We start from the raw sequence: 25514 nt of genomic DNA, 5'->3' as shown, positions 1-25514 counted from the left end.
CTCAACCGACAGAACTAATATAACCAGCGCTACCTTGGAGGAAGTACCCGAAAACCTCAGAGTTCTCTGTGAATCATAAACTGTGGTCTGAGTATGCGTCGTTCGGGCGAGTCGACCGTCACTTGCCCTGGCCTTCCAGTTTGGCTTGCTCGGCCTCGAAACGGGCACGCTCCTTGGCCTTGCGGCGATCCAGCTGCTCCTGGAAGCGGTCCAGCTCCTCCTGCACGGCTTCCTTGGGAATGCGGGGGAAGATGGGCGTGGGCCGATCGATTGGCGTGCCGTCCCTGAGAGGCTCGCGCGCCCAGGGATGAACAGTCTCCCCCAACCGGTAGTCGCCGGTGATGATGGGATAGTGAAAGTCGGACCGATCCAGATCGTCAACCTCCTCGACACGAGGCAGGGGCGAGAAGGTGCCCTTGCCGCCCATGGCCTCCCAGACCCGCTGAGAAGCATGTGGCAGGAAGGGGGCCAGCATGGTGTTGGCGTCCAGCACGGCCTGGGCGGCGGTATGCAGGACGGCAGCCAGACGATTTTGGTCGTCCTTAATTTTCCAAGGTTCCTGAGCAGAGATGTACTTGTTGATGTCGCCCACCAGGGCCATGGCCTCGACCAGAGCAGCCTTCTGGCGATGGTGCTCGATCAAGGACCCCACAGTATCAAAGGCCTGCAGGCTGCGATCCAACAGGGCGCGGTCCTCCTCGGTCAGCCAGGATTGCTCTACGGCGGGGATGCTGCCGAAGTCCTTGTTGAGCAGGTTGGCCACGCGATTAACCAGGTTGCCCCAGGATGCAGCCAGCTCTTCGTTGTTGTGCCGGACGAACTCTGCCCAGGTAAAGTCCGAATCCGAGGTCTCCGGCCCGGCGATGGAAATGTAGTAGCGGACTGCATCAACCGGATAACGTGCCAGAATGTCCTTGACGTAGATGACGATGCCTCGGGAGGAGCTGAACTTCTTGCCCTCCATGGTCATGAATTCGCTGGCCACCACCTGCTCAGGCAGGTTGAGCTCGCCGTAGGATCCCGGCTGTCCGCCCTTGGATCCCTGCCCGTTGTAGGCCAGAATCTCCGAGGGCCAGATCTGTGAGTGGAAGGTGATGTTGTCCTTGCCCATGAAGTAGTAGCCCAGGGCCTTGGGGTCATTCCACCACTTGCGCCATGCTTCGGGGTCGCCCTGACGGCGGGCCCATTCGATGGATGCCGACAGGTAGCCGATGACGGCGTCGAACCAGACGTAGAGCTTCTTGTTGGGGTCGTCGACCCACCCGTCCACCGGCACTGGAATGCCCCAGTCAATGTCGCGGGTGATGGCCCGTGGCTTGACCTCCTTGAAGAGTCCCAGGGAGAAGTTGAGCACGTTGCTGCGCCAGCCCTTGCGGGTCTTCAACCAGGCCAGGTTGGCCTCGGCCAGGGCGGGAAGATCCAGGAAGAAGTGCTTGGACTCCTCAAACCGAGGCGTCTCCCCATTGATTTTGGACACAGGGTTGATCAGCTCGTCCGGATCCAGCTCGTTGCCACAGTTGTCACATTGGTCGCCGCGAGCGCCATCGGCACCGCAGATGGGGCAAGTCCCCTCAATATAGCGGTCTGGGAGAGTCCGACCGGTGGAGGGCGATATAGCCACCTTCTGTTGGCCCTCATAGATGTAGCCGTTGGCCCTGCACTGCCGGAAGAGCTCCTGCACCACCTTCTCGTGATTGCCGGTTGTGGTCCTGGTAAAGAGGTCATAGCTGAGTCCCAGATCGCACAGGTCCTTGACGATGACCCGATTATAACGATCAGCGATCTCCTGGGGACCTACTCCTTCGGCGTCAGCCTCCACCAGGATGGGAGTGCCGTGCTCGTCGGTCCCCGAAACCATAAGGACATCATTGCCCTTCATGCGTTCGTAGCGTGCATAGACATCCGAAGGGACGCCGAACCCAGCGACGTGGCCGATGTGACGGGGCCCATTTGCGTAGGGCCAGGCGACGGAAACAAGGATATGACTCATACCAGCAAGATTATCGGCTTCGGCCTACAATCCCCCTGCTCGTCCACAAGCCCGCAGGCTGGCGAGCAGATTATCCACAAGTTCACAAATTTAGGCCTCCTTCAGGTAAGCCCGGACACGACCTTTTACAGTCGAACCATGAATCGAGAACACGTGCTCGGGGGAGCGACGTGGGCGCCTGTCACTACCCTTGGCGCCAGCCGCACCCTTAGAGCTACAACCAAGCCGCCAGGCCGGACTCCCCTCACCGACACCGCTCAGCAGTGCTTCGGGCCACGATACGAAACAGGCCCAACGCGCACTCGTGGCCGTCCGTCTACAACCGAATTCGGAACCCTGGTCCCTGAGCCCAAACCGCTGCCCAGCCTGATTCAGATCGGGGATCTGCCCGGTCCGCTCAGCCTCAGCCTGCTGGTGAATGAGGGAATCGTGACCTGCCTGGACCGATCCTGTTGCTACCTGAACGAACAGGCGGAGGGACTCTACGGTCGCGCATCCATCGTCATGCCCATGGTCCCTTACGGTGCAGCAGCAAGCGGCGGACTGGCGCTCTGGGTGTGGATCAACGGCCATTTCCCCGATGCCCTGGATATTATCTCCAACTCCCATTTCCGCACGCCGGTTTACGGCAGGCCCCTACGCCCCCATCAGCGACAGCTGGATGCCCGTTATCTGATGAAGCTTGGGCGACTCTGGGTGACTTCGCCACTCTGGACAGCCTGTGATTTGGCCTGCGATCCCACGGGCCAATGCAACGGGGAGGACATCATGGCGGTTCTCCATGAGCTTATGGAGCGATATCATGTCAGCTGCGGATCCTGCGAAGCGCTTCTGTCCTCCAACCCCCGTTGGCCTGGCCACGCTCGAGGACTGGATACCATAAAACGACTCAAGACGATCCTATGAATCAGGCTATGAGGAACGGCCGACGTGGTCATGGCCATCATCGGCACCAGGATCGGATCCGACATCGTCGTGAATCCTCCGCCACTGAACGTATGACCCGGTTTATGACTGTCATCAGCAGCCGGTCGCACCCATCAACGGAAGACGATTGGAGTCAAGACGAACCCAATAGCCTCGAACCAATGGCCGAGGGGCGGGCCCCACCGCCAGAGCCTCCCTTGGTGCCAACGGCACTGATGGCCACAGACCCCGAGACCGACCCGAGCATCCTCTGGACCATCGCCCGAGAAGAGCCCCGGCTGCGCCGGTGGCTGGTGGCCAATCCCGCCGCTTCGCCGGCATTGCTGGAGACCGTCTCACAGCTGGGTGGGCCCGGTGTGCGCAGGGCGCTCGAGGTGCTGCTGGATGAAGAGGACGGGAATCAGTCCTCCTTATCCTCTTCAACGGCCAAGGCATAGATCCGCTTGCGATTAGGCAGGCTGCCATCGGCCAAGGGATGCTCGGCAGCCACCCGGGCGATAGCCTCCTTGAGCCGTAGGCCCTCGGATCTGGCCAGTTCGCGTGCCAGGTCTGCCAACTGCCGATCATCCATGGCCTCAGGGTCGTTGCGCCTGGCCTCCAAGGCAGAAGCACCAGCCACGACCAGGACCATCTCCCCCCTGGGGGGATTCTCCTGGAGGGAGTGCACAATGTCGCCGACGGTACCCCGCCGGATCTGCTCATGCTCCTTGGTCAGCTCCCTGCAGAGGGCCATGAGCCGGTCGGAGCCGAAGACCTCCTGCAGGTCCTGCATAGCCTGATCAATGCGGTGGGGTGTCTCGTAGAAGACCATGGTCCGCTCCTCGCTGCGCAGAGTGCGCAGATGCCGCAACCGCTCCTGATGTCGGCGGGGAAGAAACCCTTCGTAACAGAAGCGGTCAGTCGGCAGACCGGAGAGAGCCAGAGCGTCCAGCACAGCGCTGGGGCCGGGAGCGCAGGTGACCGGTATGCCTCGCTCGATGGCCCGCCTTACGATGGCCATGCCCGGATCGTTGATGGTGGGCATACCCGCATCCGAGACCACCAGCACGCAGGCTCCGTCACGAACCTGATCCAAAATGGGATCGGCCATCCGTCGCTCATTATGATCGTGATAGGCCATAACCCTGCCGCCTACACGCACGCCCAATCGGTTGGCTAAGTCGTAGAGCCGCCGCGTGTCTTCCGCAGCAACCAGGTCCGCCGACTGCAGGAGCTCCACCAAACGTTTCGAGGCATCGGCGACATTGCCAATAGGCGTGGCCGCCAACACTACCGTTCCACGTGAAACACTAGGTGGAATCGGCTTCTCATGACTTTCTCTGCCCTGCATATGTCCATCGCTCCGGCCATTCGTGCTGCTCATGCCTTTAGTATGGCCTAATCTAGGGGTGATGACATCTTTGGCAGGGCTTTCTTCGCAGCATCGCTCCTCCAGACACGGCAGGCACGCCGCCCACCGGTCCGGTCGCCCTGTCATGCTATCTATCTTCAGCTCGCCCATGGGTCAGCACACCAAGGGTCGGGTCAACCGGATCCACAGGCCCTCCCATCGGCAGAGCGGCTGGTTGGCCTGCATACTCATGGCTCTTTTAGGCGGGCTCTTGCGGTTTGTGCGGCTGGGCAACCCCCGGGCCATCGTCTTCGACGAGACATATTACGTCAAAGACGCCTGGACCATGCTGATGACCGGCGAGCCTCGCAATTGGCCCAAAAAAGCCGGCCCACTGAACCTACCCATTGACCAGATCTTCGCCCAGGGGCAGACAAGCGACTGGCTGCCTCAGGCCGAATACGTGGTTCACCCGCCAGTAGGCAAGTGGTGCATCGCCCTGGGTCTCAAACTGTTCGGCGGAGCAGGCAATCCCTTTGCCTGGCGAGTGGCCACTGCTCTGGCCGGCACCATCGCCATCCTGCTGCTCTGCCGTGTAGCTCTGCGCCTCTTCCACAACCTGCCCATCGCCCTGACGGCCGGCTTCCTCATGGCCATAGACGGTCTAGGCATCGTCATGAGCCGCACCGGCCTGCTGGACAACTTCGTCATGATCTTCGTTCTGGGAGCCTGGCTGTGTCTGATGGGCCATCGGGACTGGGCCAGGACCAGGCTACGACAATCCTGGGCCAAGGACCAGGCTGATTTCCGCCTGCACTACCGGGTTAAGGTCATTCAGTCACAGGGACAGCAAGGGCAGAAAAGCCGTGTCGAGCTGCCCGTGGCCACCACCGGCCCTTTCATCGCCTGGTCCTGGTGGCGGACCGGAGCCGCCCTGCTGCTGGGCCTAGCCACCGGGACCAAGTGGTCGGGCGCCTACTTCTTCGCCGTCTTCGCCCTGATCTCGGTGCTCTGGGATGGCTGGGAGCGTCATCAAGCAGGGTATGGATCCTGGCTACAGAGCGCCGTTTTCAGGGATGGGCTGCCAGCGGCCTTGCTTATGATCCCCATCTGGGCGGGCACCTATTTGGCCTCCTGGACGGGATGGTTCCTGCACGACGATTCCTTCATGCACAATTGGGCGGCCCAGCACCCTGGCCAAGGCCTGACCTGGTTGCCGGAAGGGCTGCGGTCCCTGGCTGAATACCACCGGCAGATGTGGCGCTTCCACACCACCCTGCATGCCCGCCACCCATACATGGCCAACCCCCTGACATGGCCCCTGCAGATCAGGCCCACCAGCTTCTACTGGCAGAAAATCACGGGCTTCCCTGGCCTGTGCGGACTGGCCAAGGACTCCCCCTGCGTAGCGGCAGTCACGTCCTTGGGCAATCCTCTGACCTGGTGGCTGGGCAGTATCTGCATGATCCTAGCCATCGTCATCGCCGTCGTGGTCAAGCACGGAGATTGGCGGATCTGGGGGGTTCTGGCAGGCATGCTGGCCGGCTGGCTGCCCTGGATCCAATACATGAACCGGACCACTTTCACTTTCTATTCCATCGTCATCCTGCCTTGGATGATTCTGGCCATCTGCTACGTGGTCAACTGGCTGCGGCAGAACTCGGACATCATCCTCTACCGACAGACCATGATCATGGGTCTGACCCTGCTGGGCCTGACCTCGGTCTTCTTCTACCCGCTGTGGACCGCCATGCCCATCCCCTATGACTTCTGGCGCATGCACATGTGGCTGTCCAGCTGGATTTGAGACAAAGGAGGCGGTCGGACAGCGATGCCCAACCGCCTTGCAGCAACCTTCATATGCCTTTGTATGCCGTCTTGCTCAGACTGCGCGATCATGGATGATCTGCGCGTACCGCAGACCGGAATCCTTCCAGAGCCGCTCCTGGGTGTCATAGTCGACCCTGATCAGACCGAAGCGCTTGGTGTAACCCAGGGCCCACTCAAAGTTGTCCAATAGGGACCAGGCAAAGTAGCCAGTCACCCGGGCTCCTTCATGGATAGCCCGAGCCACAGCACGCAGGTGCTCCTCAAGATAGGCCACCCGTTGGGGATCGTGCACCCCTTTGCCGCCAGGGAAAGATGGATCCGGGCTGACCTGGTCTTCCCAGGCAGAGCCGTTCTCTGTGATCATAAGATCCAGCTCAGGGAAGCGCTCGGAGACCTCCATGAGCAGGTCGGTCAGCCCCTGAGGCTCCTGGTTCCAGCCCATGGCGGTCAGCGGCCCCTGGGGAGGCAGAGTTTCGACGATATCCTGGGCGGGCATGGGATTGCGCTCGGAACCAGCGCCGCTTCGACCCCGCACATGGTTGGTTGAATAGTAGTTAATGCCCAGCACATCCAAAGGCTGGTGGATTTGCTCCAGATCGCCGTCACGAACGAAGCTCCAGTCAGTGATACCCTCAGCGGCATCATGGATGCGCTGGTCATAGGTGCCGGCCAGCATGGGACCCAGCCAGACCTCGTTGGCGAAGAGGTCAGCCCGGGTCTTGGCCGCCAGATCCTCCGGATCGTCGCTATCGGCCCGGTTGACCTGCAGGTTCAGAGTCACCGATATACGTACCCTGTCGCCCAGCTCGGCACGGATGGCCTGGGCTCCCAGACCGTGGGCAAGATTCAGATGATGGACCGCTGCAAGAGCCTTCCCATAGTCGCAGATGCCGGGGGCATGGCCGCCATTGCCGTAGCCCAGATAGGCCGAGCACCAGGGTTCGTTCAGGGTCGTCCAGGTCTGCACCCGATCACCCAGAGCCTTGGCCAGGACGGCCGCATAGTCGGCATATCGCTGGGCGGTGTCGCGATTGGCCCAGCCTCCAGCCTCCTGCAGGTACTGGGGCAGATCCCAGTGGTAGAGGGTGACCACAGGCTTGATACCGTTTTCCAACAGCATGTCCAGCACCCGCCGGTAATGATCCAGACCAGCCTGGTTGATGGCACCGCCCGCCTGGGGCATAATACGGGGCCAGGCCACAGACAGCCGGTAGGCCCCCACCCCCATCTGCTTCATCAGAGCAATGTCCTCTGGGTAGCGGTGGTACTGATCACAGGCGACATCGCCATTGGACCCATCCACTATCCTCCCCGGCTGCCGGCAGAAAACGTCCCAGATGGAGTCTCCTCTGCCGTCCTCGTGCGCCGCCCCCTCCACCTGGAAGGATGCCGTAGCCGTGCCCCAGGTAAAGTCTTCTGGGAAGGCGAGCCGTTCGTCATTGACCATATGTCCACTCCTCAATTGTGTGACCCTTCCTGCCCATCTTCGCACAGGAGGACCGACTACAGGACCGTAGCCGACAGCCCATAAGTTCGGCAACGACGGGTTGTGTTGTCCTCGCAAGGAATCAGACCGGGGAGTACTAGGTGCCAAGGCCGGCTTGTTAAAGTGTGTCTCGGTTCTGGAAAAGCACACATCGATGGAATGGAATGCGATTCATGGGGTTCGTCAACTGGCTGATACACCTGCTCAAGGATCCGCGCAGCGCTATCGCGAGCTGGATCGCCATGGGGCTGGTACCGACCTACGGGTTCATCTTCCTGATCATCTTCATCGAGACCGGCGTGGTTTTCATGCCTTTCCTGCCAGGAGACTCCCTGCTCTTCGCCGCCGGCGTCTTCGCCCATGACCCATCCAGCGGCATGGCTCTGGACGTGCTCCTTCCCGTCGTTTGGTTGGCCCCAATCCTGGGCGACCAGAGCAACTACTTCATCGGACACTTCTTCGGCCGGGCCATCGTCCGTTCGGGGCGCGTGAAGTCACTGACCCCCGAACGAATAGCCAAGACCGAAGGCCTGATTGACAAGTGGGGCCCACTAGCCGTAGTCCTGGGACGTTTTCTCCCCTTCATCAGGACATTCATGCCGTTCATATCGGGCATCTCCGGAATGCGCTGGCGGCGCTTCACCCCCTTCAGCATCCTGGGCGGTCTGATATGGTCCACCCTCTTCACCCTCCTGGGCTACTTCTTCGGGGGCATCCCCGCAGTCCAACAGCATTTCGAGCTGGTCATCATCCTGATCCTGGTCATTTCGGTCCTGCCCACGGTCATCGGCCTGCTCAAGGCTAAATTCGGCCAAAAGCGCGGGAACACGTCGAAGTCGGAATGAGCCTACTTGCTAGACAATCTTGTTTAGTGTACATGTCGATGTCTGCTTTCCTCCGAGCGATATAAGCCGATGCGATTTTTACCTCTTGCTTCGACCATCAAGGCGACACTTTTGCAGAAATCCGCCAAACAGCAGGACACCCTCCGCCAGGACGGCCACCACATCTGCCGCAAGCAGCCCAATTTTCCAGGGACTCGGCGATACGCTAAGTCGCGACCGTGGGGGAACACCGTTCATGGCATTGGAATTGACCGTCATATAGAGTATCCGATGGATGGCTTGACGCATGACACCCCTTGCTGTCGGACTGTCATAATCCTCGGCATTGAATCCTGGGGTCTGGATCATGTACATGTCGCTACCGGCACGCAGGGCCAGGTCGCGCTCCGCATGGGACTTGGATAGAAAGAGGTCAGTGATGACCGCCCCGTGGAAGTTCCATTCGCCGCGCAAAATATCCGTGAGCATGCCACGGTGACCAAAGCCAATGACCCCTCCGATCAGGTTCTGCGCAGACATGATCCCGGTCGCTGCCCGCATGATCTTCCTATGTCGGCCTCCCTTGGCGTCCAGGTAGGGCACGGCAGTGACGGCCTCCCGACAGACGATCTGGAAGGGCTTGAGGTATATCTCCCGGATCGCCTGTTCGTTGGCCCATGTGGCCAGTCCCTCTGAGCGGAAGCTTTCCTGGTCATTGAGCACCATGTGCTTGAGGTAGCTAAACACGCCCTTATCCCCAGCTCCCTGGATGCAGGCAGCTGCCAGCTTGCCAGACAACAGACCATCCTCGGAATAGAATTCGTAGACACGCCCGGCAAAGGGAGAACGGTGTATGTTGACACCAGGCGCGTACCATCCATTGAGCCCGGAGTGCAGCGCCTCCTCACCCAGGCAGGAGCCCATCCGCCGAAGAAGATCCGTGTTCCAAGTGGCCCCCATAACGTTGGCTCCAGCCCAGGAGGATGCTCCCTTGATACTCCAACCCATGGCCCCATCCTTGTCAACGGTCATAGGCTTGCCCAGGGAGAGTAGATCCTTGGTCTGGTAGGCGGCCATAAACAGCAGCTGCTGGATGTCGCTCCTGTCCTTTTTCCAGTCAATCTGATCCAGAAGCTGCTGCCAGCCCGGGTCGGTGTAAGGCTTGGCTCGCAGATCGATCAGCGACAAACGGTTTTTAGCGCCGCTGACCGGCTCCTGGTCGCAATGGACCTGGCTGGTCTTCCCATTGCCCATCGTCGGATCACGGTGGGGATCGAATCGTTCATAGCGTTTGAACTCATCCAAGGCCGACTGAGGGGCAGCCTTGGTTCGAGCAGGAATAGGTCGCGGCTGACTTGCACTCCAATCGCTCCGAGTCAGTTGCACCACCGAGGGATCATCCATGTAGGCATTCAGACTTTCGAAATGGTTGCTGACCGGCCTCCATATGCCCGATTCCGGCTTGCCCGTAGGCCTGCCCTCATCATCAAGCGAAGACTGCGCCAGACGGTCGCCCCCCGGAAGATGCTGCCCTTGGAAAACCTGGGTGCGATCGACTGTTACCTTGGCTGAATCAATCAGATCGTGGGCATTGGCCTTCAGCTGGACGGTATAATCGCCCGCCTCAAGCACATAGGCGCCAATGGTGCCATCCTTATTGACATGATGATAGTCATATGAAGCCATGTCATCACGCAGAAAGGCGAGAACAACCTCTTGGCTGGCTCCGGGTTCAAGAATCCTGGTCTTGGCAAAGGCAACCAGAACAGTGGCGGATTTCTCAATATGCTCCGCTCTGTCATGCACGGTATAAGGAGCCGAATAGTATAGCTCCACCACGTCCTTGCCCGGACGCGAACCAATGTTGGTTACACTCACCCTCGCTTCGATGAAACCGTCATCGCGCAAAAACACCCGTCCAAGCGTCTGTCTGAAGGTGGTATAGCTCAGGCCGTAGCCGAAAGGATATGCCACGGCGCCCGGCGACTCCACTGCCCCCTTGCCGTCCAGCTGTCCGTATCTGAATTCCGAGTCTTCAAGGGCTGCTGTCTCGTAATACCGGTATCCCAGGTAGATACCTTCCCGATATTCAACAAAAGGCCGATCAATGGTTCCGAAGCCGCCATGGGGCACCAAATCACCGATAAGGGTCCGATCGGTGACAGAGGCGTTGTTGTAATGGAACTCACCGAAGTTAGCAAAAGTAGGGTCTGCAGTGAAATCGGTGGGATAGGTATCGGTTGTCCTTCCCGAGGGGTTGACCGTGCCGGCCAGAATGTCGCTGAAGGAGTCAAATCCTCGTGATCCTGCCGTTCCAATCCACAGAATCGCGTCGACTTCATGAGTGCCGCCCATCAGCGGACCGAGCTCTATCGGGTTGGCCGTGTTGAGGGCCACCACTACCGCACTGCAGAGTCGCTTAGCCGCATCGATGGTACCCAGCTCAGCCTTGGTCAGGGCCAGATAGTGGCGGGTCCCATCCTCATAAGGTTCTGTCCGCTTGTCAATGCCTTCAGATCCGTCCCTCCTTATCATCACCAGCCCCACTGTTCCGGTGACCTGCCCCTCCAAGTGCCTATATATGGCTGGATCATATTCCGGGATCTGGGCTGATCGGCCCTTGTCCATGACTGCCTGAAGGGAATTCCTGTCAGCGTCCAAGGGTCTGGTGCCCGCAGCTGCCTTCGGATAGGAGGTCTTGGCCGATTGCATGGCATGGCAGGCGCTCTCGTCAATGGAAAAATGCCGGGAAAGGGCCTGGGCCGGGGTCACTCGATCACGATCGGTCGTCGCGGCAGCACCGGTGCCAGCATAGGCCGGGTCCAGATAGGCCCTGCCGAAAGGCGTAATACAGGTACCCTCCTGCAAGGGCAGGAGATCCTTGTTCTTCAGAAGCACGATGCCTTCGTTGACCATCTCCTGTGAGACCTGGTCACTGACAGCCTTGGCCTCCTGAAGCGAATCTGTAGAAGGCTGATAGTACCTTGCGTCCCAGCCATGGGTCCCCGAAGCCCTGTCAATTCTTAATTTTCCTGGACCAAGGTAACTATCCAAAACATTAGCGAAGAGTTTTCCAGCGACATTCCCAGCTCCCATGACCAAAGGCAGGGCCACTGCCAGAACCGACCGGACCCTTCCTACGGAACCAGACCGATGCAGCCTGCGATCAATCCTTCTCTTCATGGGACCCTCCCTTGTTTAATGACATGAATAAACGCTGGTCCCCATCGGTTCCCCGCAGTGAAAGCGAGAAACCGACGGGCGACTGAACTCAGACAGCCAATGGATCCGTGCCGGGCCGAACCAGAACCGGCAGCGTGTGGTAGTCGTAGGTCTCCTCATACCAACGGCCTGGGTCATAGCTCTTGTGCGTAAGAAGATTGGTCCAAGGCTTTCCTGACTGGTCACCGCCGGCATCCGGCACATAGAAGCGAGCGCTGCCATCATCAGAAAAGATGGGAGCCACCAGGATGTCATCACCCAGCATATATTGAGTGTCGATGTCCTCGCAGGTGGGATCGTTCTGGAATTCAAGAACCATGGCCCGCATCATGGGCAATCCAGTCTCATGGGTCTCCATGGCCATCTTTTTGAGGTAAGGAACCAACTTGAGCTTGAGCTTGGTGAATTCTCGGGCCACGTCCACAGCCTCATCACCGTAAAGCCAAGGCACCTTGTACTCCCGTGATCCATGATAACGAGAGTGGGAGGAAAGAAGACCGAACTGGGTCCAACGCTTATACAGGTCAGGGGTGGGTTTGTCCTCGAATCCTGCAATATCATGACTCCAGTAACCAAAGCCGGACATACCGAAGGACAAGCCGGCCCTGAGGGATTCAGCCATGGACGGGTAGTTGGACCAGCAATCGCCGCCCCAGTGCACAGGGAACTGCTGACATCCCACCGTGGCCGAGCGAGCAAAGAGGATGGCCTGGTCGGGGCCCTTGACCTGGGCAACCAGATCGTAGACGGCCTTGTTGTAAAGGTAGCTGTAATAGTTGTGCATGATATGCGGATCTGAGCCGTCGTGGAAAACGACCCCTTCAGTGGGAATTCGCTCACCGAAATCAGTCTTGAAGCAGTCCACGCCCTGGTCCATAAGGTGCCTGAGCTTGCCCTGATACCAGGCGGTGGCCTCAGGATTGGTGAAATCCACAATGGCCATGCCCGCCTGCCACTTGTCCCACTGCCAGACCTGGCCATCGGTTTTCTTGATGAAGTAGCCTTTGGCAGCACCTTCGTCGAAGAGCGGCGACTTCTGGCCTATGTAAGGGTTAATCCAAACACAGACCTTCAACCCGCGGTCGTGAAGCTTGGCTAGCATACCCTCAGGATCAGGGAACTTGTCCGAGTCCCAGATGAAGTTGCTCCACTCAAGTTCCTTCATCCACCGGCAATCAAAATGGAAGACGCACAACGGGATGTCTCGCTGGGCCATACCATCCACGAACTCCATCACGGTCTTCTCATCGTAATCAGTGGTAAAGGAGGTCGACAGCCACAAGCCGAAGCTCCAATCGGGGACCAGGGGCGGCTTTCCAGTCAAATCAGTGTAGGTGTTCAGCACTGATTTAAGATCCGTGCCGCCGATGACACTATAGGCCAGCTCCTGACCCGGCACAGAGAACTGGACCCTGGTGACGCGTTCCGATCCGACCTCGAACGAGACCTCGTCAGGACTGTCGACGAAGAGCCCATAGTTCTTATTGCTCAAATAGAAGGGGATGTTTTTATAGGCCTGATCGGTATCGGTGCCTCCGTCGGCATTCCAGATATCGACACTCTGGCCGTTCCTGACGAAGCTGGTGAAACGCTCGCCCAGGCCATATATCTTCTCGCCGACCGCCAGATCCATCTGATCGGACATGAAGACCTGACCTTGGGGATCGGTCACCATGCCCTTGGAGCGAAAACCAGTACTGGTTATAACCTTGCCATCGAAGAAATACTTGAATGAGGGGAAGTCGCCCTTGTCAACTTTCAGGGTCAGTCGTCCGGAAGTGAAGGTCCAGCCCCGATCATCTTCATCGATGGCGACATCCGGGTCGGTCGTGTTCAGGTGGAAGGCCGGGCAATGGCTTCGATCCGTCCGGTAATTGATCAGGCGCGTGGTGATGATGTCGGGCCTGGGGCTGGTTATCTCGATGGTCATTATGCCGCCATCGACCGTTTGCCCGGCCTCATGAATGGGCCAGCCGTACGGGCAATACAGGGTCAGCTTCTTAGGCTCGATCTTGGCCTGGTACACATTGGCCGCATAACGGACGTCAAAGCCTTTTTTGACCATCCACATGCCATCTAGAAACTTCATGGTTGCTCCTTTGCTTGCTTCATTGCTTTATTGTCGAATTGCTGCATATGCTCAGATGAAGATGCCAGAACCAGATTACAGACTGTTCAAATCACCGTCTCAGCCACTAGCTTTCGGTAGGTCTGAGCGCTGCCTTTGGGGGTCCGATCATAGGTGCCGCCTGACCTGTCCACAGAACACAGGCCGTAGTGCATGTCATATCCGCTGATCCATTCGAAGTTATCCAGCAGGGACCAGTGGAAGTACCCCAGGAGCGGGAAGCCGTCGCGCGCCAGGTCCACCAGTGGAGGCAGAGAACTGCTGATGAAGCGGGAACGGACCTGGTCATCGGCGGTACAGACGCCATGCTCGGTCACTAGAACGGGTAGACCGGTCAGCTCCCGTATGTAGACCACGGCATTAACCAAGGAGCCAGCGCAGACCGGCGCACCGGATTCGCTGGTATCGACCCCTTCTGGAGCCGCCAGTGGACCTTGATCGCCCATGGTTTCCCTTTCATAGTTTTGCACCCCAATGAAGTCATTACCTTGAACGGCCTGGATCCAAGGCCGATAACAGGCATCCCTCCGGGCCTGAGCCAGGGCCTTGCCCTTCTCACTGACATAGCTTTCGTCAATAACCGCCAGAGACAGGCCGACCGGCAGATTTGGGCACTGGGAACGTATTGCTTCCACAGCACAGGCATGGGCTCTTCGGAAGCCTAGTTCCAGTTGTTCAACTTCCTCGGGAATCACCACATTGCCAACACGATAGCGCTCTACACCCGCCTTGCGGCTGGCCGCTTCCAGGCATTGACGCTGGGCTTCAACAGCTTGGGTCGACAGAGCTCCAGTGCTGAGGATCCTGGGCAGATTGGGCTCGTTAAAGGTTACAGCCATGGCCACTCGATCGCCCAGGACCTTCAGCACCCTTAGGCACTCATCGGCGAACAAGGAGGGAGCGTCTGGATTGAACCAGCCTGCCTTGGCCCCGAACCATTGCGGGCAGACGAAGTGGCTGAGAGTAATCAATGGTGTAATGCCACGGTCCAGACACCCGTCGACCATACGGTCGTAATGGTCCAGGGCGGACTGGTCCACGACCTTTTCCTCGGGTTCTATACGCGCCCATTCCACCGAGAACCTGTAAGCATTAAGGCCCATGCCCGAAACCAGGTCCAAGTCATCCTGCCAGCGCTCCCAGCTCTTGCAAGCCGACCCTGCCGGTTGCTTGAAAACAGTCGGCTGCACGTGCTCCAGAAAGCTGATATCGGATGTGGTATCGCCTCCGTCCACCTGGTGCCCAGCAGTGGAAGCTCCCCAAAGAAAGTGATCAGGAAACACTCTTGCCACGGTATGCCCCTCCTCTTGCTTCAAATCAATCATTGATCAAAATCCTGGTTCTTAGCCTGTCCTGCTGGAGCAAGCCCATGCCTTTGCAGAAATCCGACTACAGCACTCTCGATGGCTCCAGCATCCGGGAGGAAACCCTGCTGTGAAGCCACCTGAGGAAGCTCGCCGACAGGAGCATCAAGCCAAGGTTTTGCGGCGGCGCAAAAGCTGAGATCGGCCTGACTGCCTCTGTAGGAAGGAGAGTCAATGGCCAACAAGGCCCGAATCAGATCAGCCAGCAGATCAGGGACATCAATCAGATCGCGTATGGTGCGAATCTGGGTTTGCCTCGTCGGTTTGGCATTGGGATCCGGCAGGATCCAGGAATAATCGCCATGGTCGCATCGACCGCTGACGCCCCCTGGTAGTACCAGATTCGCGCTGACACCGACCGGCAGAGACAAATGCATGCTGACAGTGGCACTGGAATCCTGGCGCCGCCAGGAGAAATTCACCGGTCCGTACGGGGTTACCAGACGGAGCTCAGCAAATGAAAGCTGCGGGATTATCAGTGGAGCTACAGTCACCTTCCGCCAACCGGCTGCATCCATGCGCAGACCAATCAGCCCCTGAATCAGCCAGGAGACCACAGAGCCCAGAGCGTAATGGTTGAAGGAAGTCATGCCATTAGGGTTGATTGACCCGTCAGGCAACATGGAATCCCACCGTTCCCAGACCGTGGTAGCACCCATATCCACTTGGTAAAGCCAGCTAGGGCAATGGTCCTGAAGAACCAGCCGGACAGCCAAGTCGGCGTGCCCGCTGATGGTCAGCGCTTGGCATATGAACGGCGTGCCCAAGAACCCGGTGGAAATACGGAATCCGCTGGCTCTTACCAGATCCGCCAGGCGTTCGCCCGCCCCCTGACGTTGTCTGTCGGTCTCCAACAGATTCCAATCCAGGGCAAAAGAGTAGACCGAGGGGCAATCCGAAAGAATACGCCCGTTGGGGCTGACATATTCGTCGCGAAAACCCTGAGCCATGCCATCAGCCAAGGATCGGTAATGTTGCTCCTGATCTTCTTGACCTAAGCAGGCATGGGCCTGGGCGACAAGAGCGGCCGAATGGGTCGCGAAAGCAGTGGCGACCACGTCAGGATCTGCTTTGGATTTCATGGGCTGGTCCGCTGGTGCGTCAGGATCCAGCCAATCACCGAATTGAAAGCCTCCCTGCCATAGGCCCCGACGAGTCAGATCCTGGACTCCGTCGACGAACCCGTCCATCATGGGCAGGAAGCGACGAAGGACAGCCTCATCGCCAGTCGACCTGTATAGGGCCCAGGGCACGAGCACCGCCGCATCACCCCAACCGCAGGTCAGACGAGGTCCGTCCAGAACATCAGGGACCACCAGTGGAATACCTCCATCTGCTGCCTGGCTGTTGGCTACGTCAGTCAGCCAGGAAGCGAGGAAGGCATCGGCATCGAAAAGCTCCAGTGCAGATGGCGCGAACATGGCGATGTCCCCAGTCCATCCCAGACGCTCATCTCTTTGCGGGCAGTCGGTAGGCACGGTGATGAAATTATCCATGGTCGACCAACGAACGTTCTCAAACAAACGGTTGAGCCGATCGTCCGAACAAGTAAAGGATGCCGTGGACTCCATGACGGCCGAGACAAGGCAGGCCTGAAAATCACCTGCCTTCACATCGGCATCGGGCTCCAAGCCCTCCACCTGCACATAGCGGAACCCATGCTGGGTGAACAGGGGCTCGACCACCTCGTTGGCAGTGCCTGAGAGAATGTACTCGTCAGTGGCCTTTGCCTGACGCAGAGGTTTCAGAGCCAGTTCCCCATGATCCAAGACCTCGGCATGGCGCAGTCGCAGGCGGCCCCCAGGCCGGCCCCCTCTGACCACCATACGGACCCAGCCGGCTACGTTCTGCCCAAAGTCGACGACTGTTCGGCCTGATGGAGTGGTGATGATTTTCTGACCTGGCAGACGACGGATGATCCGTGCCGGAGGTGCCTCCTGAGGTCGGATGCTCACATGGGGCATGGGCAGCAGTTGTACGGGATGTACAGCTCCTCTGACTTCAAGCAAGGGAATTCTCATATCCCTGCATTCGCCGTCATAGAGGTCATTCGATCTTATGGGTGATGGATGCCAAGTCCATTGGTCATCACCGCTCAGGACCTGCTCCCCCCGGCTGTCCAACCACTCCAGCTGGGCCATGAGCCACAGACGATCACCATAGAAATCAGTGAGGCGCTGCCAACCTAGGTGCCCCCTGTACCAGCCGTTGCCCAGCAGGACATCCAGCCGGTGACTGCCTGGCGCCAGCGCATCAGTCAAATCGTAGGTCAGAGCATTGATTCGGTGCCGGTAATCGGTCCAGCCCGGACATAGCTGATCCTGACCGATACGTCGACCGTCCAAATAGGCGACGAAGAGACCACCTGCCGTCAAATGAATCCGGGCCTTGGCACAGGTCCCTTCCACAGTGAACCTTCTGGAGAGCACCGGTGCTGGGTCCTCTCTTCCGACTGAATCATCTGGCGACACCGGACAACCCGACCAGTCCTGGTTGGAGAGGAGACCGCATTCAACCCGTGCCGTGGCCGACCAAGGAGACCAGATGCCATCTTGGCCAGCAACCCTGACCCTTACAGCAGCGGATTCTCGGGACTCCAATGGCTCACCAGGCCAGGACAGACAGATCTGATCCGCCACATGCAGGCGATGTACGCTCACACGACCATGATGATCAGTGATCTCAACTTCAGCTTCTTCCTGCTTCCAGCCCTCAGGTGCTTTCAACAAGCGCCAGGACAAGGACGGGCAAGGTTGGTCGTAGCCCAATGCGCAGCCGGCCCAAGGTCGGTGCCCGAACCGAACCGGCGACACCTCCAGCCCTGCCGAATCAACCATTATTGTTGCCTTTCCTTGCTGACTTTCAATTGATTACTACTTCACGCCCTTGATGAGCGGAATGGCAAGAACACTACAGAGGCTCAGAGCCGCCGCGATGAACCAAAGCAATCCGTAGTTGTGTCCCCCTGCGGTGTTGATGATCAGAGGAGCCGCAGCCAGAACGACCACACTGGACAGGTTGATTGCCAATCCGAAAACGCTCATATCTTTGCCGGTGTCCTCGCTATTAGGCAGGACGGCTGCACACAGCGCCAGATCAACGGTCAAATACATGGCCTGACCCACAGCGAACAGTAACCATGCTATAAGGAACTGTGTGAAATTATGAGAAGTCGCACCAAGGCAAAGGGCTGCCGCCATAAGGATGGAAGCCAAGATCACAAAGGGCTTCTTGCGCCCCAAATGATCTGTCAGGAAACCGGACCCTGTGAAGAAGATGATGGAAACGGGTGCCGAGCACAAGGTCAGAAGACCAGCCTTGCTGCCTACCTGATTCAGAGGGATATGCAGTCCGGAAATCAGGTAGTAGATGAAATAGGACTGCATAGCGGCCATGGCCAGACCGACCAGGAACCGAGATAGCCAGGTCCAGCCGAAATTCGGGTACTTCCGCGGGTTGACAAAGAAGGTGCCAATGAATTTCTGGACGTTCATAGGCGGCACCTCGCTCTTGGTTTTGGCGGGATCCTTATAAAGAAGCAGTAAGGGAAGAGATGTGACCAGGCCCAACAGCACCGGAACCGTCATCAGCAGCAGACCATTGCCTACCAGAGCACCAGTAAGATATGTGCCGGCCGAGAAAGCAAGGGCTCCGCACAGACCCATCAAACCCATGACCGTGCCGCGGCGGTTGTCGGGCAGCCCTTCGACAGCAATCACCGAATAGGCATTGAAGGCCGACTGCATGCCCATGGCTGACAGGATGAAGAAGACTCCCATCACCCAGACATTGCTGGATAGACCGACCACGGCCCCGCAGACGATGGAAAAGAGCAGTCCACCCAGAATCCAGGGCCTACGACGGCCAAAGCGGCTGATCGTCCGATCTGACAGAGCGCCGGCCAGTGGCATCATGAAGAGCGCAAGGAATGAGCTCACCGAGGTTATATGGCTGTAGACCGAATCTTTTCTGTCCGGCATGATTGCTGCGATATGCAGCGACAGCGCTGTGCCCAGGCTCATGTTCACAATGTAAAGACCAATGGCCGCGATGAGCACCAGCACAATCGTCTTGCGAGGATTAGGAAATTCAGGCGGAAGATATCCAGGATCGTGACTGGGCTGCGCTGCCTTATCGGTATCTTCAACATTGACATGCGCCTGCTCTGGTGGCCCAGCCGTATCCACCGGAGCAACAGGCTCTCCGGCCTTGGGCCCATTCGGGGACTGATCCCTGTCTCGCTCAACTGTATTGCTCATCGCAAGCCCTCCTTTGGACTTCTTACCATCGGCCGACGTGACGTACTCGACCTTGAAACGTTAACCTCCCGCCCAAGTCCCGTCGACGCACTGACCTACCCATAAATCTGGGACTTTGGACAGACACAGGTGACAGTATTGCCGACGGAACTTGAACCCTGTCCGCACCGACTCGTGTGATCCGTCATCTTTGCCTCCCGTGGGTTGATTTTGTTGTATCGGTTTTTCATCGCAGATTTGAAACTGACTTCCGCTGAGTGGAAATTACGTCGTCCTTACCCTCCCCAAAGCCGTAGCTTGTAAGCAAGATGACCGAGTACACAATGACGTATCAGCAGGAATCAGAGGGCCGGACGCGCAGACGCACCGGCGTCCTGGATCGTGCCTTCGCGATCCTCGACTGCTTTACCTCTGATGAACCCACGCTGACCCTTACGCAGATCACTCGTCGGACAGGGCTGGCAGCCAGTACTACCAGCCGACTTCTGAAGAGCCTATGTGAGCACGGAGCCCTAATACGCGAGAGAAGCGGAGCATACTCCATCGGGCCAAGGCTCATGGAGATCGCTCAATTTGCCCGCCCAATGCTTTCCATCAGGGAGGCGGCCTCGCCGATTCTCGATGATCTGAACAGAACTACAGATCAGCACATCCAGTTGGGAACGCTGGACGGGACCGAAATGGTTATCCTTGACCGGAGAGAGGGCAAGCATCCCATACCGGTCTACTACCATATAGGCGATCGACTGCCCCTGGCCCCTACGGCAGCGGGACGAACCCTGCTCGCCTATGCCGGACCAGGCATCATCGGACAGGTGGTGAACAGCGGAACCTTCACTTGGCCTACTTGGCAGATTCCCCGCCCCTCCTCAGATGAGTTGATGGCCTCGCTGGCTCTGATCCGCCAACGCCGGGTCGCTGTACTCCAGACGCCCGGCGCCTCAGTTCATTCGGTTGCTGCCCCTATTTTCGGGAGGACCAACGCCGTCATAGCAGCTGTCAGCATCGTTCTATCAGCCGGAAGCACGAGTCTGGAACGTTATGTGCCAATTATCAAAGCCGGGGCCACTGCCATATCAAGAAGAGTGACCGGACCAAAAACGTCCCGGATATTGCCGCCCTGGGACCAGGCATAAAATGTCATATCTGGTATAAATCCATATCAAGGACGACACTGATATGGCGGTCTGCTGCAAGGGGCGCAACAGCGCACCTGACCTAGAGAAAACTGCACTACAATTCACAACACCGAACAATCCGTGAAGCCATGCCCGATATCCGCAATGGGAGAGAAGGTGCTAGGAGAAAAGCGGCAACTTTATAGTTGAATCTAATGTCATTTCGAATTGTACTTTGCCGGCAACCCGGGAAATTGCGTTTGACCGGGGCACGCGCTAGAGTGAACTTTTGTTGTTCGGCTACGGTCGGGCAACGCATGGGGCTGTAGCTCAGTTGGTAGAGCGCTTCGTTCGCATCGAAGAGGTCGGGGTTTCGACTACCCTCAGCTCCACAGTGTCGAGATGATTCTATTCCTGCTTTCGTCATCCTGCCGTGCATTGATAAGCTAAGCAATGCTCCAGGTCGTTCTTATAGCCGACAACAGATTCGATACAATCAGACATATCAAAATATCACAGCTACTCTTGCCCTGGCGGGTCGATCGGTTGGACACACAGCATCATTAAGCAGTCTCATAATCAAGAACCCTGGCACGGAGCCAGGGTCAATCCACGCAACAATTCTGGAATCGGTAAAGTCGTGGTTTCTCAGCGAACGCTCAAAATTATTTGAGCAAATACAGCGTAGATCCGATCAGCATCAACACGCCCATCGATGAATCAACGCCTGGAGGCAGAACGGAAGGGGTTGTCATCGCGGCGATGGCGGCGATGACCACGACGGAATCCATGACGGTCGGCATCAAAACGAGAGCCAGCGCGACCGCTACCATGACCGTGGCCATGACGGTCGGTCCGCTCGCTGCCGCTGGTACGACGGTTACCTCTGGTCCGGCCGTCCAAGGGGCCATCCTCGCGATCGAATGCCAGTCGGTCCTCTGAGGACCGCTGGAAACGGGAAGGTCGACGACCCCGATCTTGGCCTGCAACCCGACCATGGCCACCACGATCAAAGCGCCTGTCTGCGCGGGAACGACCCCGATGTCCACTGCGGCCGCCACGTCCGCTACGAGCAGGCCGACCCTTGGAAGCCTGCGGCTGCTCGACCTGCAAGGACCAGCCGTGTACAGGTTTGGCCAACGGCCCCACGAGCTCAGTAACCTCGGGCGAATCGGCAGTCACCTGAACCGGCTTGGCATCGATATGGGCCATGCGCAGCATCCGTCTGGTGTCACGCCACTGGTCGGGAAGAACCAAGGTGACCACATCGCCGGGACGACCGGCCCGGGCTGTGCGGCCCGACCGGTGCAAGAAGGACTTGGGATCGGCTGGTGGATCCACTTGGACCACAAGGTCTACGTCACTGATATCCACGCCTCGGGCGGCCACATCGGTAGCCACCAGGACTTTCACCTCACCCCGGGAGAAAGCCCCTAGGTTGCGATCGCGCTGGTTTTGGGAAAGGTTGCCATGCAGCTGCGCAGCCGGGATGCCGTTGTCAATCAGGTTCTTGGCAAGCTTCTTGGCCTGGAACTTGGTCCGGGTGAAGAGAATACGCCGTCCTGTGCCCGAGGCCAGCTTACGTACGAGATCGTGCTTGGCTGCCTGAGTGGTGCGGAAGATGTGGTGGGTCATCAGGTCCACATGCTGGGTGGCGGAATCCACCTCGTGAATCTTGGGATCCTTAAGGAAGCGCTTGACCACGGCATCCACACCGTGATCGAGGGTGGCCGAGAAGAGCATGCGCTGACCGCCCGGACGAACCTGGGCCAGAATCCGCTCCACAGCAGGCAGGAAGCCCATGTCGGCCATCTCGTCGGCCTCGTCCAGCACGGCAATCTCCACGTCCTCCAGGCTGAGCTTGTGCTGGCGGAGCAAATCCTCCAAGCGACCGGGGCAGGCCACCACAATCACGGCCCCGCGCCGAAGTGCATCGACCTGACGACCCTGGCCTACCCCGCCGTAAACAGTGCAGGTCCGCATGCCGTAAGCCTGAGCCAGCGGATTGAGAACCTCGTCGATCTGATTAGCCAGCTCGCGGGTGGGAGCCAGGACAAGACCGCGCGGGCGGGGCAGACTGCCTGATCCGGCGGCAATCCTGCGGCCATGGCGATCCCGTCCTCCCTGGTCGGCAGCCAGTCGAGCCACCAGAGGGATGCTGAAGGCCAGGGTCTTGCCGGAACCTGTCCGGCCCCGTCCCAAAATGTCACGGCCAGCCAGGGCATCAGGCAGGGTATCCCGTTGGATAGGGAATGCGCTGGTCTTGTCGTCCTTGCGTAGGACACGGACCAAGGGTTCAGGCACCCCTAGCTGGTCAAAAGTCATAGGTTCTACGGCAGGTTGGTCGGAATTAGACGAATTGGAATCGGGCATGGATGAAGCAGTCACAATGACCTTTCACAACAGGGAAGAAAACGGTACTGTCGGTCGACAGTTCGCAGGCCGCGTGCAAAGCAGAGAATGACGAATTTCGCGCAAGCGGTTTCCCCGTACTCAAAGCTGTCAGGCGACGATCAGCCGCCGCTCATGGGCGAGCGGCCAACCTGTACACCATAGCACAGACCCCTCACCTGTCTCAGGAGCGTACGCTCCAGACGATCAGCGATTTGGAATCAGTCGGATCAGCCTCGTCATGCGTCGTGTCCTGCCGCCAAAGCCGGGCCCTGCTGGACCGCCTGACTTCGACGACCCGGCCATCGGCAGCGGCAGCGAACATACTGGACCCCTGTGACTGGTGGGAGCGGCGCAGCTGGCGCCGCAACTGGCGATTCTCCTCGGCCAGGGCCAGGATCCTGGTCACACCTGCCAGGTTGATGGACTCGTCCTGGCTCAGATGCTGGGCCTGGCCAAGCCGGTCCAGATCCCGCAGGGAGTAACGGCGCGCACCCCCCTCAGTACGTTCCGGCACGATCAGACCCAGCCGGTCGTATTGGCGCAGGGTCTGCGGATGGATGTTGGCCAACTGTCCGACCTGGCCGACGCTGAAGACCGGCAGCTCGATGTCCAAACCGGCATCATCGGCAGCATCCAGGCTGATGTGCCCGGCCACCAGACCGCGAGCGCAGGCCAGATAAATCCGCCTGGTCTCGGGATCCACCCTGACCATGATCATCACTCCTCTCCGCTGTTCGTTCCGACTTAATCCGGCACCCGGATCGTCATATCTTCATGCGCTCCCCGGCGATCTGCTCGTCGAAGTCGCCACTGGACTTGGCGAAGTCGCGCATGGCCTTCTTCTGGGCCATGCCCAGCCGACCGGGCATGCGGATCTCAAGCCGCCCCACCAGGTCGCCCTTGCCGCGACGGTCCTGAACCCCCTTGCCGGCGATGCGAATCTCGTCGCCGCTGGAGGAGCCAGCCGGGATCTTGAAGGTGACAATCTGGTCATCGATATCCCGGGCCTGGACCTTGGCCCCCAGGGCAGCCTCAGAGACGGTCACCGGCAGGTTCATAACCAGGTCCCTGTCCTTCATGGTGAACCGCTGACTGGGCTGAACGCTGATCTGCAGGTAGAGGTCGCCATTGGCGCCCCCGTCCCTGCCGGGCCGACCCTTGCCAGCCAACCTGATCCGCTGGCCGTTGCGGACTCCGGCGGGGATATGCGTCTTGAAGCGCTTGCCGCCCACGCTCAAGGAGACCGTGGCACCCTTGACCGCCTGACGGAAGGACAACCCGATTTTCGAATTGCGATCCTCACCCTTGACGGGTCTGGGCCTGCTCTCCTGGTAGGCGGTCCGACCGCCACCGCCGGCACCTCCGCCGAAGGAGGAGAAGATGTCAGCAAAGTCCGGCTGCCCGGAACCATCGCCGAAACGGATACGGGTGCCTCCCGGCGCCCCGGCACCACCGAACATGGAGCCGAAGATGTCCGAGAATGCATCGGTGTTGAAGCCACCCTGGCCGGAGCCGCCGGCAAACCGGGCTCCCCCCATGCCGAATTGGCGGATGGCATCGTACTTTTGACGCTGCTCCTTGTTGCTGAGCACGTCGTAGGCCTCGGAGATGTCCTTGAACTTCTCCTCGGCTTCCTTGGTCTTATTGAGATCGGGATGGTATTTGCGGGCAAGCTTGCGGTAGGCCTTGGTGATCTCCGCTTCGCTGGCGTCCTTGGAGACACCAAGGACCTTGTAATAGTCCTTGCTCAGCCATTCATTCTCAGCCATCCATGTCTCCTTTCCTCATAAGCTACGAATATATCGAATTGGAATCCGCCCTTTCGCGTGCGGCGGCGGGCAGGACCATAACCCACCCAGCCGCCGCATGCGAAGGCGTCGATTCAGCCTGCGGAAGGTCCGCAATCACCGTCCCTGCTATTGCCCGGGCGAAGTCACCACTACCCTGGCAGCCCGAATCACCCGGTCGCCAATCCGATAGCCTGCCTCAACCACCGTGTCAACGGTCTCTTTCTTGGCCTCGTGGTCGGGCTTGTGCAGGATGGCCTCATGCTTGGTGGGGTCGAAGTCCTCGCCTTTTTCACCGAACTTCTCGACACCGAACTTCTCGAAGGTCTTGTCGATCTTCTTGGCCACGGCCTGGAAGGAGTCGTCCATCTGTCCGTGCTCCTTGATCCGGTCAATGTCGTCAAGGGCAGGAAGAAGGGCGGTCAGCACATCCACAATGCCATGCTGGCGGAAGATGTCCTGCTCCTTCTTGGCCCGGTTGCGGAAGTTGACGAACTCGGCCCGCTCGCGCTGGAGGGCCTCCAGATAATCGGCGGCCTCCTTCTTGGCCTGACCCAGCGGGGTCAGCCCCTCTGATCCCTTGTCGGCACCGTCTTCCTTAGCCGAGTCAGCATCCGTCTTGTCATCAGCCTGAGCATCTGCTGACGACGCATCCTTGGCGGAGGAATCCGACGAGGACTGGCTGGCCGCTTGGCCCTCGTCTGCAGCGGTCTTATCGGCGTGACGTCCGCGAGCCGCTTCCTGACCGGCCGTCGAGGTGGCGTCAGAGGCCTTGGCCTCGTTTCCGTCCGGCTTGCCGGCGGCGGCCGGGTCGCCCTTCAGCGGCCCGGCATCATCCTTGTCGAAGGCCGACAT

At 58.9% G+C, this 25514-nt stretch carries 16 protein-coding genes, 1 tRNA gene and 1 pseudogene; 6 read left to right on the top strand and 12 right to left on the bottom strand.

Annotation, left to right across the window (positions count from 1 at the left end):
* Nucleotides 1-118: 118 nt before the first annotated feature.
* On the bottom strand, nucleotides 119-1990 hold the full coding sequence (gene metG / locus ACUIAI_RS00160) for a methionine--tRNA ligase (RefSeq protein ID WP_445342225.1): 1872 nt from the start codon (nucleotides 1988-1990) through the stop codon (nucleotides 119-121).
* Nucleotides 1991-2128: 138 nt separating this feature from the next.
* On the opposite strand from metG, the gene ACUIAI_RS00155 reads away from it, so the two are divergent.
* Together ACUIAI_RS00155 and ACUIAI_RS00150 are read left to right on the top strand one after the other, a co-directional pair.
* On the top strand, nucleotides 2129-2896 hold the full coding sequence (locus ACUIAI_RS00155) for a hypothetical protein (protein ID WP_445342224.1): 768 nt from the start codon (nucleotides 2129-2131) through the stop codon (nucleotides 2894-2896).
* A 182-nt stretch (nucleotides 2897-3078) separates the two neighbouring features.
* Complete coding sequence (locus ACUIAI_RS00150) at nucleotides 3079-3354, top strand: variant leucine-rich repeat-containing protein (RefSeq protein WP_082097676.1); 276 nt, start codon at nucleotides 3079-3081, stop codon at nucleotides 3352-3354.
* On the opposite strand, the gene rsmI is transcribed toward ACUIAI_RS00150, so the two are convergent.
* A complete protein-coding gene (gene rsmI, locus ACUIAI_RS00145) occupies nucleotides 3318-4247 on the bottom strand; it encodes a 16S rRNA (cytidine(1402)-2'-O)-methyltransferase (RefSeq protein WP_445342774.1) in 930 nt (309 codons plus the stop codon). The two genes, ACUIAI_RS00150 and rsmI, sit on opposite strands and share 37 nt — an antisense overlap.
* A 250-nt stretch (nucleotides 4248-4497) precedes the next feature.
* Here rsmI and ACUIAI_RS00140 point away from each other — a divergent pair, with 250 nt between their 5' ends.
* Complete coding sequence (locus tag ACUIAI_RS00140; RefSeq protein WP_445342773.1) at nucleotides 4498-6054, top strand: dolichyl-phosphate-mannose--protein mannosyltransferase; 1557 nt, start codon at nucleotides 4498-4500, stop codon at nucleotides 6052-6054.
* A 75-nt stretch (nucleotides 6055-6129) separates the two neighbouring features.
* Here ACUIAI_RS00140 and ACUIAI_RS00135 read toward each other — a convergent pair whose 3' ends face one another.
* Nucleotides 6130-7524: a GH1 family beta-glucosidase gene (locus ACUIAI_RS00135; RefSeq protein WP_445342223.1), complete on the bottom strand. Its 1395-nt coding sequence runs from the start codon at nucleotides 7522-7524 to the stop codon at nucleotides 6130-6132.
* Between the two features lie 212 nt (nucleotides 7525-7736).
* Between ACUIAI_RS00135 and ACUIAI_RS00130 the strand changes: the two genes are divergently transcribed.
* Nucleotides 7737-8408 (top strand): VTT domain-containing protein, encoded by a 672-nt coding sequence (locus tag ACUIAI_RS00130; RefSeq protein ID WP_045923865.1) that lies wholly within the window; start codon nucleotides 7737-7739, stop codon nucleotides 8406-8408.
* Between the two features lie 78 nt (nucleotides 8409-8486).
* Here the strand turns inward: ACUIAI_RS00130 and ACUIAI_RS00125 are convergent, their stop codons facing one another.
* The 5 genes from ACUIAI_RS00125 to ACUIAI_RS00105 all read right to left on the bottom strand — a co-directional run bounded on the left by ACUIAI_RS00125 (nucleotide 8487) and on the right by ACUIAI_RS00105 (nucleotide 19360).
* A complete protein-coding gene (locus ACUIAI_RS00125; protein WP_445342222.1) occupies nucleotides 8487-11570 on the bottom strand; it encodes a glycoside hydrolase family 3 N-terminal domain-containing protein in 3084 nt (1027 codons plus the stop codon).
* 88 nt (nucleotides 11571-11658) lie between these two features.
* Entirely contained in the window at nucleotides 11659-13698 is a 2040-nt protein-coding gene (gene yicI, locus ACUIAI_RS00120) for an alpha-xylosidase (RefSeq protein ID WP_445342221.1), read from the bottom strand.
* A gap of 86 nt (nucleotides 13699-13784) precedes the next feature.
* Nucleotides 13785-15062, bottom strand: a complete 1278-nt coding sequence (locus tag ACUIAI_RS00115; RefSeq protein WP_445342220.1) for a glycoside hydrolase family 1 protein — start codon at nucleotides 15060-15062, stop codon at nucleotides 13785-13787.
* Complete coding sequence (locus tag ACUIAI_RS00110; protein WP_445342219.1) at nucleotides 15059-17938, bottom strand: family 78 glycoside hydrolase catalytic domain; 2880 nt, start codon at nucleotides 17936-17938, stop codon at nucleotides 15059-15061. The genes ACUIAI_RS00115 and ACUIAI_RS00110 overlap by 4 nt, the downstream gene beginning before the upstream one ends.
* Before the next feature lie 36 nt (nucleotides 17939-17974).
* Complete coding sequence (locus ACUIAI_RS00105) at nucleotides 17975-19360, bottom strand: MFS transporter (protein ID WP_211120844.1); 1386 nt, start codon at nucleotides 19358-19360, stop codon at nucleotides 17975-17977.
* A gap of 308 nt (nucleotides 19361-19668) precedes the next feature.
* Here ACUIAI_RS00105 and ACUIAI_RS00100 point away from each other — a divergent pair, with 308 nt between their 5' ends.
* Both ACUIAI_RS00100 and ACUIAI_RS00095 read left to right on the top strand, forming a co-directional pair.
* The gene (locus tag ACUIAI_RS00100) at nucleotides 19669-20496 is read left to right on the top strand and encodes an IclR family transcriptional regulator (RefSeq protein ID WP_445342218.1); all 828 of its coding nucleotides are present in this window, start codon (nucleotides 19669-19671) and stop codon (nucleotides 20494-20496) included.
* 301 nt (nucleotides 20497-20797) lie between these two features.
* Nucleotides 20798-20870 (top strand) — tRNA-Ala (locus ACUIAI_RS00095).
* 613 nt (nucleotides 20871-21483) lie between these two features.
* On the opposite strand, the pseudogene ACUIAI_RS00090 reads toward ACUIAI_RS00095, so the two are convergent.
* From ACUIAI_RS00090 to grpE, 4 genes and pseudogenes are all read right to left on the bottom strand, one after another.
* Nucleotides 21484-22851 (bottom strand): annotated as a pseudogene (locus tag ACUIAI_RS00090) (DEAD/DEAH box helicase); the annotation flags it as partial.
* Nucleotides 22852-23053: 202 nt separating this feature from the next.
* Nucleotides 23054-23584, bottom strand: a complete 531-nt coding sequence (locus tag ACUIAI_RS00085; RefSeq protein WP_110412787.1) for a heat shock protein transcriptional repressor HspR — start codon at nucleotides 23582-23584, stop codon at nucleotides 23054-23056.
* A gap of 52 nt (nucleotides 23585-23636) precedes the next feature.
* Complete coding sequence (locus tag ACUIAI_RS00080) at nucleotides 23637-24641, bottom strand: DnaJ C-terminal domain-containing protein (RefSeq protein ID WP_110412332.1); 1005 nt, start codon at nucleotides 24639-24641, stop codon at nucleotides 23637-23639.
* 147 nt (nucleotides 24642-24788) lie between these two features.
* The gene (gene grpE / locus ACUIAI_RS00075) at nucleotides 24789-25514 is read right to left on the bottom strand and encodes a nucleotide exchange factor GrpE (protein WP_445342217.1); all 726 of its coding nucleotides are present in this window, start codon (nucleotides 25512-25514) and stop codon (nucleotides 24789-24791) included.

The sequence above is a fragment of the Bifidobacterium sp. ESL0827 genome (genome assembly GCF_052606685.1).
Note: the sequence above shows the minus strand (reverse complement) of the source record. Positions and strands in the feature narration are given on the sequence as shown.